Here is a 14,257-nt window from a genome sequence, read left to right as displayed (position 1 = left end):
CGATGGCAGTCAAAATCAACAAGGGGGCCTCGGCCGGCGCGCTGAGCATGACCCCGCTGATCGACGTGGTGTTCCTGCTGTTGATCTTCTTTCTGGTGGCCAGCCGGTTCGAGCAGGAGGAGCGGCAGATGGACGTCACGCTCCCGCAGGCCGCCGAGGCCGCGCCGACCGTCCTGCCCGGGCAGGAGGTGTTTGTGACCGTCACGCCGGCCGGGCAGTACTTCATTCAGGGGCAAGAACTGACCGCCGCGATGCTGCGGACGCGGCTCAAGGCGATGTACCAGGCGAACCCGGGCAAGCAGACCGTGGTGATCCGGGCTGACGCGCAGTCCAGCTCCGGCGCGCTGGTCACCGTGCTCGACGCCTGCAACCAGGCAAACATCGGCAACTACCGCATCGCGACCGAGTGAGTGAGGCAGCCATCGGCAACCTCCCATCGGTGTTGCGTCAGCAAGGACCCGCGTCCCGCGAGCTAACAGCCACAAGCTAACCGCCAACTGCCCGCCCGTTGTCCCTCGACCCCGCCATCCACCGACCAGCCTTCGACGAGCGGGCGGCCACCGTCAACGCGGCGCTTGCGCTGTGGACCGGCGCGGCGGCCGGCGGGATCGTCGCCCTCGGCGGGTTCGACGACCCCGACCCGTGGGCAAACGGCTACTACCGGCTGGCCACGCTGGGGCTGACCTCGGTGCTGCTGGCGGCGGCCTTCCTCGCCGCACCGGGGCCCTCGGCAAAGCGGCTGCAGCTGGGCGTGGTGGCCAGCCTGCTGGCGCACACGGCGCTGATTGCGGGGCTGGCGTTCGGCGCGCTGCGGATGCCGCAGCTGTTGGTCGAGGCCGACGCGCCGCCGTTCGAGCAGCCGGAGCAGGAGCAGCCCCCAGAGATGGTCATCATCGACCGCGAGCAGCTCAACGAGGTCCCCGACTTCGAGCGCCCGGTCGCGACCAGCGCCCCCCAGAGCCAGGCAGAGATCCGCGAACTCGAGCGGCAGGCGCCCAAGGTGGCGGAGACCATGCTGCAGCCGACCGATGCGCCCCGCGCCGCACCGCCGGCGCCGGACGCGGCGCGGTTCGAGCGTCCGCAGTCGACGCTCGCCCAGGCGGCCATCGAGTCTGGGCGGCGGAGCCGCAACGTCGCGTCGGCGGCCAGCATCGCCCCGCAGGCGGCTGAGTTTGACGTCGGATCATTGATCACGCCGGCGCCGGCCGACGAGCCGGAACCGAGCGCCCGCCCCACCCCGCAGCTGGCGCGATCGGCCGCGCCACTCTTGGCGCCCTCCTCGCCGGTGGTGACTCCCCGCGCTCCGTCGCGGCCGCTGCCGCCGCTGCAGGGCCCGCTCAACTCGGCGGCGCGGCCGACGCCACGGCAGGCCGCCGCGCCCACGCTCAGCGCGGCGCCGGTGACGCCCCGCTCGCGGCCCCGCACGCTGGCGCAGCTCGGCCCCTCGGCGATGGACCCGATCACGCCGCTCCCCTCCCAGACGAATGAAACCACGACCGACCAGCCGTCCGCACCGCGGATGGCCACGCTCGCCCCGGCGGTAGAGCGGCCACAGCGAGAGCGGCCCGCCATGGCCAGCCTGGCCCCCGCCCTGCCCCGCGTCGCGCCGGACCTGCCCGACATGGCGCCGCTAAGCCCAGCGCCGGCCGCGCCCGAGCGGCTCGCGATGCGGTCCGACGGCCCGCTGCCGCAGATCTCCGGCGCGCGGGTGCTGGCGGACGTGCGTTCCCGCCCCCGCGGCGGCGCCGCGCCGCTGGCCGCCCTCGGCGCCGCGGGCCGCGCACTAGAAGCCCCGGCCGCCGCCGCCACTCCCGGCGCCGGCCAGCCGGGAGTGGCGGCGGAGCTGGACGCCCGCCCCGACCGCGGCGGGCTGGGCGTGAAGCCGGCCGACACCGCCGGTTTGTCCAAGGCGGACCCCAACCGCGACGCCACTGCCAACCTCTCGCCCGGCCGGTTCCGCAACCAGGCGGCGGGCGGAGCGCCGGCGGTCTCGGGCGAGGGCCGCGCGCCGACCGCGGCATTCAGCAGCCGCGGCAAGCGGGTCGAGATGATGGAGTCCGGCAGCGAGGGCTCCCCCTCGCCGCGCACCGAGGCAGCCATCGAACTCGGCCTGAAGTTCCTGGCCGGCGTGCAGCGCCCCGACGGGTCTTGGGCGTTTGACTCGCTGGCGGGCGCCGAGGTCCGCGCGGCGGAGGTGCCGCAGATCCGGGCCGACGCGGCCGCCACCGGGCTGGCGCTGCTGTCGTTTTTCGGGGCGGGGTACGACCACATCGACGGCAAGCATCAGTCGACCGTCAAGAACGGCGTCGACGCGCTGATCGCGATGCAAGACGACTCGGGGGTGATCTTCCCCGAGTCCGGCAGCAGCGACGCCTACCAGGTAGCTCGGTTCTACAGCCACGGCATCGCCACCATCGCCCTCTGCGAGGCGTACGGCATGACCGGCGACCCGCGGCTGCAGCGGCCGGCGCAGCGGGCGATCGACTACATCGTGTCGACGCAGGTCGAGCGGCTCGGCGGCTGGCGGTACACGCCCGGGTTCAACTCGGACCTGTCGGTGACCGGGTGGATGCTGATGGCGCTACGGAGCGGCGATCTGGCCGGGCTGGAGGTACCCACCCGCACCTACGCCGGCGTGCGCCGGTTTCTCGAGGCGTGCCGCGAGCAGGCGGGCGACCAGGCCCGCTTCTGCTACAACCCCAACGCCCCGGCCAACGATGCCCGCACCAGCCACGGCCGCAACCCCGGCACGGTGATGACCTCCGTCGGCCTGCTGATGCAGCTCTACCTGGGTGAGGGGCGTGAGAGCCGCCGGATGCAGCGGGGCGCCGACCACCTGCTGGCCAACCTGCCGACCGTGGGCGAGTCGATGACCCCCGCCCGCACTAGCACGCTGGGCAACCCGCTGCGGGACACGTACTACTGGTACTACGGCACGCAGGTGATGTTCCACGTGGGCGGGCGCCACTGGGATGCGTGGAATGACTCCCTGCACCCGCTGTTGGTCGACAGCCAGACCCGCGGCGGCGAGCTGGCCGGTAGCTGGAACCCGATCGCCCCGGTCCCCGACAAGTGGCGGCACCTGGGCGGCCGGCTGTATGTCACGACGCTCAACCTGCTGAGTCTGGAGGTGTTCTACCGGCACCTTCCGCTGTATGAGATGACCGGTCGCTAGCGCCGCGCCCAGGTAGCAGTGACTTGTGCCGCACGCTGGTTGAGTCACCTAGACCCAGTTCAAGAGGATCACAGGAGGTGTTTATGGCCGCCGAAGCCGCCGAGCCGGCCGTGCTGCCCGCGGAAGAAACGGAGAAAGCAGCCGAGTGCCGCAAAAAGCCGAAGAAGCAGCCGCCCTACGCGGTCATCCTGCACAACGACGACATCAACGGCTTTCTGTTTGTGGTTGAATCGATCATCAAGGTGTTCGGCTACGAACCAGAGAAGGCGCTCAAGATCACGATGACGGCCCATGATTCTGGCAAGAGCTGTGTGTGGTCCGGCATGCGTGAGCACGCCGAGCTCAAGGCCGACCAGCTCCGCTCGTGCGGCGCCGACCCAGAGCAGGCCCACAAGAACGCCCTGCCGCTGAAAGTGACTACCGAGCCCTTGCCCGGGTGACCCAACTGCTAGTGCCAATCCGAGACCGACCCCCGCTCCGCGATACACCTTCATCCATGAGAATCACGATGCCGCGTCAGTTGTTGATCGCCTTGGTTGTGCTAGCCACCGCACCATGCTGTCAGGGGCAGGAGGCGCGTCCCGAGCTGAAGCAGCGGGGCTTGTCGGGCAACCCGGTGTTCGCCGGCTGGTACGCCGACCCGGAGGCGATCATCTTCGGCGACCGCTACTGGATCTTCCCGACCTATTCGGACAGGTACCACAAGCAGACGTTCTTCGACGCGTTCAGCTCCACGGACCTGGTGAACTGGACCAAGCACCCGCGCGTGCTCGACGCGGACAACGTCGACTGGGCCAGCTACGCGGTGTGGGCGCCATCGATCATCGCGGCCAACGACAAGTACTACCTGCTGTTTGGCGCCAACGACATCCAGAACGACGAGGCCCTAGGCGGAATCGGCGTGGCGGTGGCGGACAAGCCGGAGGGCCCCTACAAGGACGCCATCGGCCGCCCGCTGATCGACCGGTTCCACAACGGCGCGCAGCCGATCGACCAGTTCGTGTTCCGCGACGACGACGGCCAGCTCTACCTGTACTACGGCGGCTGGCGGCACTGCAACGTGGCCCGACTGGCGCCGGACCTGCTGTCGCTCCAACAGTTCCCCAATGGCGAGACCTTCAAGGAGATCACGCCGGAGAACTACGTCGAGGGCCCGTTCGTGTTCAAACGCGGCGGGCGGTACTACATGATGTGGTCCGAAGGGGGCTGGACCGGCCCGGACTACAGCGTCGCGTACGCGATTGGCGACTCGCCGACCGGCCCGTTTAAGCGGGTCGCGAAGATCCTGAAGCAGGACCCCAAGGTGGCCACCGGCGCCGGGCACCACTCGGTAGTGCACCCGCCGGGCTCGGATGACTGGTACATCGTCTACCACCGCCGGCCGCTGGGAGAGACCGACGGCAACCACCGCGTGGTCTGTATCGACCGCATGGAATTCAACGACGACGGCACCATCCGCCCGGTGAAAATCACCTTCGAAGGGGTCGAGCGGCGGCCGCTGGAGTAGCTCCGCCGGGGTGTCGCGGGTCCGGTGGGTCCGTTAACCTAAACGGTTTGCCTCCCCCCTCCCCTCGATGCCCACCGAGCACGCAGCATGATCCACGTTGTCGCGACCATCACCCTGAAGCCGGGCGTCCGGGCGGGATTCCTCGAGGCGTTCGCGCGGCTGACGCCGCTGGTGCGGGCCGAGGAAGGCTGCATCGAGTACGGCGCGACCGTCGACGAGCCGACCGGCATGGATGTGCAGCAACTGGCCGGCGAGGACGCCGTGGTGGTGGTCGAGAAGTGGGCGAGCACCGCGGCGCTCGAGGCTCACCTGGCCGCCCCGCACATGGACGCCTACCGCCAAGAGACGGCCGACATGACCACCGGCGTGACGCTGCTGGTGCTGAAGCCGGCCTGAGCGGCCCGCCTGCTTCGACCGCCGCGCCAGTAGTACAATGGGGCGCGCCCGGCGGGGGACGGAACCCGCCGCGGCGACCCTGCGCCGATTCTCGCCAACCCCCGTTTCACCGATGCTAGACGCCGTACGCAACGAGATCGCCGCCATCGCCGACATGGTTGTCGTGAAGGTGGGCACCCGCACGCTGACCGGGCCCGACGGGGCGCTCGACCTGGGGCAGATCAAGTCGATCGCCGACCAGATCGCCCGCCTGCGGGCCGACGGGCGCAAGGTGGTGCTGGTGAGCAGCGGCGCGGTGGGCGCCGGCATCGGCCGGCTGGGCCTGACCGAGCGGCCGACCGACCTGGCCCAGCTGCAGGCGGCCGCCGCGGTCGGCCAGAGCTGCCTGATTGAGTGCTACAACCAGGCGCTCGAGCCGCACGGGCTGCACGCCGCGCAGGTGCTGCTAACCGCCGACGACATGCACGACCGGCGCCGGTACCTGAACGCCCGGAACACGCTGCGGGCGCTGTTCGACTACGGCGCAGTGCCGATCGTCAACGAGAACGACACCGTGCGGGTCGAAGAGCTGCGCCGCTCGATGGGCGACAACGACCGCCTGGCGGCGCTGGTCACCAACCTGATCCGGGCGCCGCTGATGGTGCTGCTGACCGACGTGGAAGGCCTGTACGACGGCGACCCCAGCGTCGAGGGCTCGAAGGTGATCCCAATCGTGCGCGAGCTGGACAAGACCGTCATGGGGTTGGCCGGGGAGTCGAATCACGCAGGCGTGCGGCTGTCCACCGGCGGAATGTCCAGCAAATTAAAGGCGGTGAAGATCTCGACCGAGGCGGGCGAGAACGTGGTGATCGCCAACGGCCGCCGGCCGAACGTGCTGCCAGACATCCTGGCGGGCGAGTCGATCGGAACGCTGTTTATCGCTAACGGCGCGTCCGTGCGGGACCGCAAGCGGTGGATCGGCTGGAGCGTGCACCCCGAGGGGAAGCTGCGGCTGGACGCGGGCGCCGAGCACGCCATTGCGGAGGAGGGCGGCAGCCTGCTGGCGGTCGGGATCACGGCCGTCGAGGGCGAGTTCGACAAGGGCGACGTTGTCAGCCTGGTGGGCCCCAACGGCGAGGAGTTCGCCCGCGGCCAGACGAACTACAGCTCGAAGGACGTCCGGCAGGTGGCCGGCGAGCCGACCGAGCGGTTCAGCGAGATCCTCGGCAAGTGGTCGTACTACGAGGTGGTCCACCGAGACAACCTGACGCTGCTGCGGGCGTAGGGTAATGCGGGCCGCAGCGGTTGCGCGGGCGGCGGGCGCCAATTGACTTGGCCCCGCAGCACGGGTGATTAGGCTGGGGAATGAGGTTCTCTTCCTTCCCCGCGTGAGTCCCCGCCATGACCGCCCTGCCCCGCTTGGCCGCCCTGACGGCTGTTGTTTGCGTCGCGACGATTGGCGTCGACGCCGCCCGCGCCCAGACCGCCTATGACGTGCAGCGGCAAGTCGAAATCGCGGAGCTGCGGCTGCACCTGTACCAGAACGTTGAGCACCCGGCGGAGGTGCGTCGGCTGCGGACCGAGCTGACCATGGCCGACGCCGAGGCGGAGTCGCTCAAACGGCTGCTGCGGGAGTACGAGCCGTTCAACCGGTTCTCGACGGGCAATCCGCTGACGCTGACCGTGGAGTCCACCCGGCTGGCGTTGCTGCGGGCCGAGCTGCGGCGCGACAACACCAAGGCCGATCTACAGGCCATGCAGCGGCACCACGCTCAGCGGCTGCGGCTGCTGCAGCTCGAACTCCAGCAGGCGCAGGCGGGGCTGTAACCCCGGCGGCCGCGCCCGTAGAATGGACGCACAGCGCCGCCCGAGGGGAAGTCGGGCGGGATGACAGCGGGCCCACTCTCTGACGCGCCAGCCAGACCACTGGCGTTGATCACCAAGCTATGAGCGAACTGCGCCACGAGTGCGGCGTCGCGGCGGTGTACCACCTGCCCGGCCCGCAAAGCCCCCTCTGCCCCTCCCAGGGGCCGTCGCAGGCGTCGCGGCTGATCCCGCGGATGCTGCTGGACATCCAGAACCGCGGGCAGCTGTCCGCGGGGATGGCGTCGTTCAACCCGGACCGCAAGCACCTGATCGAGCGATACCGCGAGCTCGGCAGCGTGAGCGAGGTATTCCGCCTGAGCCACAAGGAGAAGACCGACTCCCTGATGGCCCGCTTCGCCGGCCCGGCGGCGATCGGCCACGTGCGGTACGCCACCTGCGGCAAGGACGACGTCAGCTACGCCCAGCCGTTTGAGCGGCGTCACCTGCAGAAACGCAAGTGGTTTAGCTTCGCCTTCAACGGGCAGCTGGCCAACTACGCGGAGCTGCGTGACCAGCTGCTGGCCGAAGACGACCACCACATCACCCGCGCCACCGACACCGAGATCATCATGCACGAGCTCGCCAAGGAATTGGCGGGCGAGCACCGGCAGCCGCTGCTGGAGGTGATGCGTGGGGCCGCCAAGCGTTTCGACGGCGCCTACACGCTGGCCATGATCAACGCCCTGGGCGAGATGCTGGTCGCCCGCGACCCGCTGGGCATCAAGCCGATGAGCTACGCGGTGCAGGACTCGCTGTTCGCCGCGGCCAGCGAGAGCGTGGCCCTGCTGAACCTGGGCTTTGCACAAGAGAACATCCACTGCCTGGAGCCCGGGCACGCGATCGTGATCTCCGACGGCAAGCTCGAGATCCAGCCCTTCGTGGACAACCCAAGCCGCGCGCACTGCTTCTTCGAGTGGATCTACTTCGCCAACGTGGCGAGCACGATGGACGGCCGCAGCGTGTACCTGTCTCGCAAGGCCTTGGGCGAGGAGCTGGCGCAGCTCGAGGACCTACCCATCGACAACGACACGGTCGTCGTGCCGGTGCCGGACACCAGCAAGGCGGCGGCCGACGCCATGGCGTTCAAGCTCGGCGTGCCGAGCGTCGAGGGGCTGATGCGGAACCGGTACTCCGGCCGCACGTTCATCGAGGGCGGCGACGCCCGCTACGCCAAGGCCGCCAGCAAGTACACGCCACTGCGCGAGGTGCTAGAGGGAAAGCGGGTGCTGCTGGTCGAGGACTCGATCGTCCGGTCGACCACCATGCGGGTGCTGATCGACCGGCTGCGGACCGTGGGCCGCGTGCGGGAGATCCACGTGCGGGTCGCCTGCCCGCCGATTGTGGCGCCCTGCTTCTACGGCATCGACATGTCGACCATCGGCGAGCTGTTCGCGCCGCACTTCTTGAACAAGTCCGCCACGGATGGGGAGGCGTTCCGCGCGATGGCCGAGGAGCTGGGCGCCGACTCGCTGCGGTACCTGCCGCTGGAGTCCATCGCCCGCGCGGTCGGCCGCCCCGCCGGCGAGCTTTGCCAGGCCTGCATCAGCGGCCAGTACCCGACCAGCTGCGGCCAGCAGCTGTACGAGATCGCGGTCGAGAATGCGGGCGGGTTCGGCGATCCCACAGCGGAGCAGTCGTCGTCGCGCACGTACGAGGCGGTCAAACCAGACGTGTGATCAGCCCAGACGCGTGATCAGCGTCAGGAACGCGCGGACGGCTACTCCGTCAGGTCGAACTGAGACATGTCGCCGATCCGCACGCGGGCGCGGACCTGGCGGCCGCCGCGGAAGACGAGCACGTCCATCTCCTGGCCGATCTCGGTCAGCTTCACCATGCTGATCAGGTGGTCGTCGTCCTCGATGCGGACGCCGTTGTACTCGATCAGGATGTCGTCGGGACGCAGCTCCGCGACGGCGGCGGGCGAGTTCGGTTCGACGCTCTTGATACGCGTGCCCACCAGGCGAGACAGCCCGGCGGCGCGGGCGCGGCGTTCGTCGAACAACGCGTCCAGCTTGACGCCCAGGTAGCCCCGGCGGACCTGACCGGTGCGGGTGAGCTGCTCGCCGATCCGCATCGCGATGTTGACCGGGATCGAGAACCCGATGCCCTCGTTCCCGCCGGAGTTGCTGGCGATCGCCGTGTTGAGGCCGATCACCTCGCCCCGCATGTTGATCAGCGGACCGCCGCTGTTGCCGGGGTTGATGGCGGCGTCGGTCTGCAAAAAGTTCTGATACTTCACCTCGCCCTCGCCGAGCTCCAGGTTGTACCTGCCCTTGGCGCTGATGATGCCGCGGGTGACGCTCTGGCTGAGGCCGAACGGACTGCCGACCGCCAGCACCGGATCGCCGATCTCCATCACGTTGGAGTCGCCGATGCGGGCGGGCGCCAGGTCCGACGCGTCGACCTTCATCACCGCGACGTCGGTGTGCGGGTCGCTCCAGATCTCGGTCGGGCTGATCCGCCGCCCGTCGAACAGCTGCACGCGGATGTGGGGCTCGGAAGAGTTCTTGATGACGTGCCGGTTGGTGAGCACGTACTTCTCCCCACCGGGGGAGAACTGCACCACCACGCCTGAGCCGGCCTCCTGCACGTCGCTGCGGACGCGCAGCTCGCGGATTGGCCGGGCCTCGATATGGACGACCGACGGGGTCACCAGCCTTACCACGCGCTTCACCAGCCCGAGCAGACGGTCCATCGCCGCGACGTCCTCGGCCAGGGCCTCGTACTGGCGGTCACGCTCGGCCTCGGTCAGCGCCGGCTGCCCGGGGGCCAGCTGGGCCGCGGCGGGCCGCGCCATACCCGCGGCCAGGCACGACGCGATCAGCGTGGTGAGCACGAGTCGTCCGTGGGCTGGTGCGAGGGGCATGGGGCTGAAGGGTTGGCTCTCTTGGGCAGTGGTAGCGATACGAAAAAGGCCGCCGGGAGTCGGAGACCCGCGGCGGCCGTGTGTGTGGGCGGATCCGTTCCCGGGGAGTATACCCCGTGGTACGGGCCTGAAGACCGCCTACTGGACCTCAAAATCCGAGATCGTCGCGTCGGCGTCGGAATAGCCGGTATCGACGACCCGGCCCCAATCTTCGACCCGGCGGTCTTCCAGGGTGCCGTCTTCGGAAGCCCGCTGGCACTCGATGCACATGGTCGCGTACGGCAGGGCGTTCAGACGCGCCATCGGGATATTGGCGGCGCAGACCTCGCACTTGCCGTACGAACCCTCGCGGATGCGCGTCAGGGCGTGCTCGATGTGCTTGAGCTCTCGGCTCTCTGCCTCCGCGAGCTGGGAGTTGATTTCGTCCTGCGCGGCGTCCAGAGCGAAGTCGACGACGTCGCCGCCGATCTGCTCGCGGAGCTGCTGCAGCATGCTGAGGTCGCCCGCCAGGGCTTTGCGGAGCGCGTCCCGGCGCGTCGTGAGAAGATCGCGCATCTTCAGGATGGAGTCTTTGCGTGCCATTGCCGTTCACCTTGCTTGGTTTGACGCCACGGCCCCGAATCCTGTGCACCGCCTGGGCGGGCCTCGGGGGGGCGGCGCCTGCCGCCTCGTGTTCCCAGGGGAGCGCCTTGGCCCTCCTCGGCCGCCGTCGCTCGCCCCGCTTCTCTGCTGTAAATCTGGTTGACGCACGGGCCGGTCGCCCCTGGCAACAACCAAACTATAGTACGCAGTTTTCCGAAAATGGGTCGTCGGTTGTTCAGTAAACCGAGTTGACGGGCTGAGTTCCCTCGCCCGGGGCCGATTTCCGCGGGTTTTTCCTGCCCCGCAGTCAACGGCGCAGCGTCAATCGCCTGCGATCCCTTGGGTGGTCGGGCTGGACATTCGTTTGATAGCGGGGAACCGCCGGCCGCCAGGCAAACGGTTATCTAATCGGATCCTCCGGAACATCCGGTTGAGTGAAATCGCCGGAGGACGCGAGTCCGGCCCCAGGGGCCCGGGCCGTTTTGACCGCTCGCTCGTTGGAAGCTACATCCCAGTGAGATTATGTCGGTACGGGCGGTTGGTTTGCGGCGGAGTCGTGATGGCTCGCCAACGGCTGTCGGTCCGTGGAAACCCTCGAAGATGACGCCCTCAATGTCTACCGAAACGCAGGCCGCGGTCCTTGCCACGGCGGCTCCGCTGGGAGCCCTTCAACTGTCCGCCTCCGATTGGGAGCAGGGGTTCCTGCTGCCCGAGGGGCCGACCTCCATCGGCGCCGGGCCCAAGTGCGACCTGCGCCTTGATGCGCCCGGGCTGAAGCCGCTGCACTGCGTCGTGGTTCTCGCCGATGGGGCGGCTACTGTGCGGCGGTGGTCGCCGGGCACCAAGCTGAACGGGAGCACCTTCACCGAGGCGCCCCTGCACGCTGGCGACTGCCTGTCGATCGGTCCAGTCGACTTGCACCTGCTGCCGGTCGAGTCGTCAGGCGCCGGCTACGAAGTTGAAACATCGGCTGGTGCGGACCTGTTTGCCGACGGTCCGAACGTTGGTGATGACGACCTCAACCTCAGCGAACACAACGAGTCCACGGCCGACGACTCTGACAACGCCACGCTTGTCGCTGACCAGCTGGCAACCGAGGAGTCGGGCCTCCAGGCCGCTGAACCTGCGGGCCTTCTTGAGCACCTCGCCTTTGAGGACGCGGACGAAGTCGGGGAAGAGGCGGCGTATGCAGAAGAGCTGGCCGCTCCAACGTACGACTCCGAGAAGGCGACTCAGGATGAGCCTTCGCTCGCGGAGCACCCATTGGATTCGGGCGCCGAGGAATCGGTCACGGACGAGCCTTCTGCCACTGACGAACAGCATGACCTGCAGCCGGAGAAGTCCGACGACTCCGAGGCTGAGGGAACAAAGGACACAGCGATAACGCCGCCCGGCGCCTCGGTCTCGCCGGTCCCCCCCCACCTGCTGAAGCCATGGGAGGACGCGAATCGCGAGTCGGCAGCAGCTGCCGAGGAGGCAGAGGAAACCGATGAAGCGGCCTGCCCAGCGGAGGACGAAGCCACCGATGCGGAGGTTTCCACAGACACCCACCACCTCGTCACCGTGCCCGAGGGCGTCGAGCCTGAGCCCACCGGCGAAGGCGCCGATGAGGCCGCCGAGTCAAACGACGACTGCCCTGCCGGTACAGAAGACCCCGATCGCTTCGAGTTCTACACCGATGTGAACTGGAAGTCGGTCGAGGCGGTCGCCGCGCAGGCGTCCGGCCACGCCGGACTTGAAGCGGGCGACGGCATCCCGACGCCCCACCCGATTGATCTAGCTTCGATGCTCCGGGGGCAGGAGAGGCTGACGGCTGTCCGCTCGCGTGCCAAGCGTCTCGTTGAATCCCTGCGCGCCGAGCGGCAGCGTGCGGCGGAGACGACCGACCAGCTCTCCCACTACATCGAGCGCTGCGAAGAGCTGTCGGCCTGTGTCGACGAACTCCGCGCCACGCTCGCGGATCGAGACGCCCAGTACGCTAGCCTGGAAGCCGAGAAAGCAGCACTCGATGGCGAGCTCGACGGGCTCCGTCAGAAAGTTGAGAGCCAGGACGCCGTCAACCAGGAGTTACGCGACCAACTCGCGGAGCAGGCCGAGAAGATCGCCTCGCTTTCCGCCGCGATCGAGAGCTGGGAGGCCGAGCGGGAATCGCTGGCCGGCGAGCTGTCGGCGGCCCAAGAGCAGCTACGGCAGCGTGCCGAAGAGGCGGCGGTGCAGGCCGACGAAGCCGAACTGCCTGAGCCTTCGGACGATGCTGCTGAGGCCGGCGTGCCCAGCGAAGCCGCCGCGTCGGATGCCAGCATTGAGCCGTCAGACGCCGATTGGTCGGTTTCCTCCGAAGCGACCGAGCCCCCGACAGTGTCCGAGGTCCGCGAGACCGAGGACACCCCCGAACCTACCCCAACCGAGGCGAACTCGGACGAGTGGCTGGCGGCGCTGCCGGGCGCCTCCACCGAGTCGACCGAACCCACCGCTGAGACTCCGGCGGAAGACGAGGAAGCCGCCTTCCTCGGCGGCAAGACGACGCCCATCCGGTCTGGTGGCGAGGAGTTCGGCGCGAAGTTCGCCACGCACGAGCCCGTGGCAACCGAAGAAGAGGAGTCGCAAGGCGGCGCTGACGAAGTCGAGCCGGTCGATTGGCGCCTCTCGGGCGGCGATGCCGACAGCGTTTCGGACGCAGGCGCCGAGCAAAGCGAAGAAGAGTCGCCGCTTTCGGGCATGTGGGACGTCGCTGCCAAGGCGGACGAGCCGGCAACGACGGCGACCCCTGCGATCGACCCCGCCGGTATGTGGGATATCGAGCGGACGACCACCGAGGAGCCTCAGGAACAGGAACCAGCTGCGGAGGAGTCGGATAGCGGTGTCGCGGAGGAGGGAAGCGGCATGCTGCCTCTAGCCCAGTCGCCGCCCGAAGAATCCGTTTCCGAGTCGGAGGAACAGCTACATGCGCCTTCCTGGGAGGTCCCCGTACCCCCGCAGTCTGACGCGACGGACAACGATCCTGCCCTCAATTCCGCGGCGACCGTTGCGGAGCAAGTCTCAGACGACGGCGAGCAAGTTTGCCAGGAGGAGGGCGACCCTGCCGGTCCGCGATCGGCATCGCCCATCCCCGACTGGTTGATGGACGACTCCGATGACGAGGAGGAGCCCGAAGGTCACGGCCCCGCCGCCGAGGCCGATGAAACGCCGACCGCGGCGTTCGAGGCGCCCAAGTCTTTCGTCGAGCAGTACGCCCACCTGCTGCCGGCCGAGGACGGGCCGGATGCAGAGCAGCAATCGATGCCCGAGCCGGCGCCGGCTGTTCCCGCGCCAGAGCCCGCTGCGGAGAGCGCCGACCCCGACGAAGAAGACATCGACGCCTACATGTCGAGGCTGATGGAACGCATGCGGGGCGGCATCAACACGGCTCCGGAAGCGACGGAGAAGCCCGCGGCCTCACGCGAGCAGCAGCAAGCCGTCGAGCCCACGCCGACGCCCGAAGCGCCGGCGCCGGCCAAGCAGCCCATCATGAGCCTGGACGAGATCAAGCGGTCGGTGCAGCCAGAGCAGTCGACCGACATGGCTTCGCTGAGGCGGCTCGCCAACGACTCCGCCCGCCAGGCGATCGGCGTGGCGGCGTCGAAGCACAGCCGCGAGCAGTCGATCGCCAACCTCGTTATCGCTTCCATCGCGATGGCTAGTGGCGGCTACCTGATTGCGTCGGCGCCAGCGGTGTTCAGCACCCAGTTGGTCGGCGGGGCGTTTGCCTTGCTGCTGGCCGGCGTGTGGGTGTTCCGCTCGCTCGCCCACCTGCTGCAATCCGTCAGGACCGGCGGCAGCGACGGCGCGCTGCAAGAACGCCTGAACGCCGAGAAGCTCCCCATCAACAAGTAGACCGGTGCGGCGA

General features: G+C 68.8%; 11 protein-coding genes. 9 read left to right on the top strand and 2 right to left on the bottom strand.

Annotated features, from left to right (window positions below):
* The first annotated feature begins 2 nt into the window (after positions 1-2).
* The 8 genes from KOR34_RS04720 to KOR34_RS04685 all read left to right on the top strand — a co-directional run bounded on the left by KOR34_RS04720 (position 3) and on the right by KOR34_RS04685 (position 8,599).
* On the top strand, positions 3-410 hold the full coding sequence (locus KOR34_RS04720) for an ExbD/TolR family protein (RefSeq protein ID WP_146562655.1): 408 nt from the start codon (positions 3-5) through the stop codon (positions 408-410).
* Between the two features lie 98 nt (positions 411-508).
* Entirely contained in the window at positions 509-3,175 is a 2,667-nt protein-coding gene (locus KOR34_RS04715; protein WP_146562652.1) for a hypothetical protein, read from the top strand.
* Positions 3,176-3,258: 83 nt separating this feature from the next.
* Positions 3,259-3,615 (top strand): ATP-dependent Clp protease adaptor ClpS, encoded by a 357-nt coding sequence (locus KOR34_RS04710; protein ID WP_146562650.1) that lies wholly within the window; start codon positions 3,259-3,261, stop codon positions 3,613-3,615.
* A 56-nt stretch (positions 3,616-3,671) separates the two neighbouring features.
* The gene (locus tag KOR34_RS04705) at positions 3,672-4,682 is read left to right on the top strand and encodes a glycoside hydrolase family 43 protein (RefSeq protein ID WP_197531147.1); all 1,011 of its coding nucleotides are present in this window, start codon (positions 3,672-3,674) and stop codon (positions 4,680-4,682) included.
* Positions 4,683-4,769: 87 nt separating this feature from the next.
* Positions 4,770-5,078, top strand: coding sequence for a putative quinol monooxygenase (locus KOR34_RS04700; RefSeq protein WP_146562648.1), 309 nt, complete (start codon positions 4,770-4,772; stop codon positions 5,076-5,078).
* Between the two features lie 112 nt (positions 5,079-5,190).
* Positions 5,191-6,342 carry a glutamate 5-kinase gene (gene proB / locus KOR34_RS04695; protein ID WP_146562646.1) on the top strand — a complete coding sequence of 384 codons (1,152 nt, stop codon included), beginning with the start codon at positions 5,191-5,193 and terminating at the stop codon, positions 6,340-6,342.
* 116 nt (positions 6,343-6,458) lie between these two features.
* Positions 6,459-6,884, top strand: a complete 426-nt coding sequence (locus KOR34_RS04690; RefSeq protein WP_146562644.1) for a hypothetical protein — start codon at positions 6,459-6,461, stop codon at positions 6,882-6,884.
* A gap of 119 nt (positions 6,885-7,003) precedes the next feature.
* Positions 7,004-8,599 carry an amidophosphoribosyltransferase gene (locus KOR34_RS04685; RefSeq protein ID WP_146562642.1) on the top strand — a complete coding sequence of 532 codons (1,596 nt, stop codon included), beginning with the start codon at positions 7,004-7,006 and terminating at the stop codon, positions 8,597-8,599.
* Between the two features lie 41 nt (positions 8,600-8,640).
* Here the strand turns inward: KOR34_RS04685 and KOR34_RS04680 are convergent, their stop codons facing one another.
* Entirely contained in the window at positions 8,641-9,789 is a 1,149-nt protein-coding gene (locus tag KOR34_RS04680) for a S1C family serine protease (protein WP_228714508.1), read from the bottom strand.
* 138 nt (positions 9,790-9,927) lie between these two features.
* Positions 9,928-10,371, bottom strand: a complete 444-nt coding sequence (locus KOR34_RS04675; RefSeq protein ID WP_146562640.1) for a TraR/DksA family transcriptional regulator — start codon at positions 10,369-10,371, stop codon at positions 9,928-9,930.
* Between the two features lie 612 nt (positions 10,372-10,983).
* Here KOR34_RS04675 and KOR34_RS04670 point away from each other — a divergent pair.
* Positions 10,984-14,244, top strand: a complete 3,261-nt coding sequence (locus KOR34_RS04670) for an FHA domain-containing protein (protein ID WP_146562638.1) — start codon at positions 10,984-10,986, stop codon at positions 14,242-14,244.
* Positions 14,245-14,257: the final 13 nt, after the last annotated feature.

This window comes from Posidoniimonas corsicana (assembly GCF_007859765.1).
Classification (GTDB): domain Bacteria; phylum Planctomycetota; class Planctomycetia; order Pirellulales; family Lacipirellulaceae; genus Posidoniimonas; species Posidoniimonas corsicana.
Note: the sequence above shows the minus strand (reverse complement) of the source record. Positions and strands in the feature narration are given on the sequence as shown.

Excerpts from the sequence above, each read along its gene's own strand:
- KOR34_RS04720 (WP_146562655.1), top strand. The coding sequence starts at position 3 with ATGGCAGTCAAAATCAACAAGGGGGCCTCGGCCGGCGCGCTGAGCATG.
- KOR34_RS04710 (WP_146562650.1), top strand. The coding sequence starts at position 3,259 with ATGGCCGCCGAAGCCGCCGAGCCGGCCGTGCTGCCCGCGGAAGAAACG.
- KOR34_RS04705 (WP_197531147.1), top strand. The coding sequence starts at position 3,672 with ATGAGAATCACGATGCCGCGTCAGTTGTTGATCGCCTTGGTTGTGCTA.
- KOR34_RS04700 (WP_146562648.1), top strand. The coding sequence starts at position 4,770 with ATGATCCACGTTGTCGCGACCATCACCCTGAAGCCGGGCGTCCGGGCG.
- proB (WP_146562646.1), top strand. The coding sequence starts at position 5,191 with ATGCTAGACGCCGTACGCAACGAGATCGCCGCCATCGCCGACATGGTT.
- KOR34_RS04690 (WP_146562644.1), top strand. The coding sequence starts at position 6,459 with ATGACCGCCCTGCCCCGCTTGGCCGCCCTGACGGCTGTTGTTTGCGTC.
- KOR34_RS04685 (WP_146562642.1), top strand. The coding sequence starts at position 7,004 with ATGAGCGAACTGCGCCACGAGTGCGGCGTCGCGGCGGTGTACCACCTG.
- KOR34_RS04680 (WP_228714508.1), bottom strand. The coding sequence starts at position 9,789 with ATGCCCCTCGCACCAGCCCACGGACGACTCGTGCTCACCACGCTGATC.
- KOR34_RS04675 (WP_146562640.1), bottom strand. The coding sequence starts at position 10,371 with ATGGCACGCAAAGACTCCATCCTGAAGATGCGCGATCTTCTCACGACG.
- KOR34_RS04670 (WP_146562638.1), top strand. The coding sequence starts at position 10,984 with ATGTCTACCGAAACGCAGGCCGCGGTCCTTGCCACGGCGGCTCCGCTG.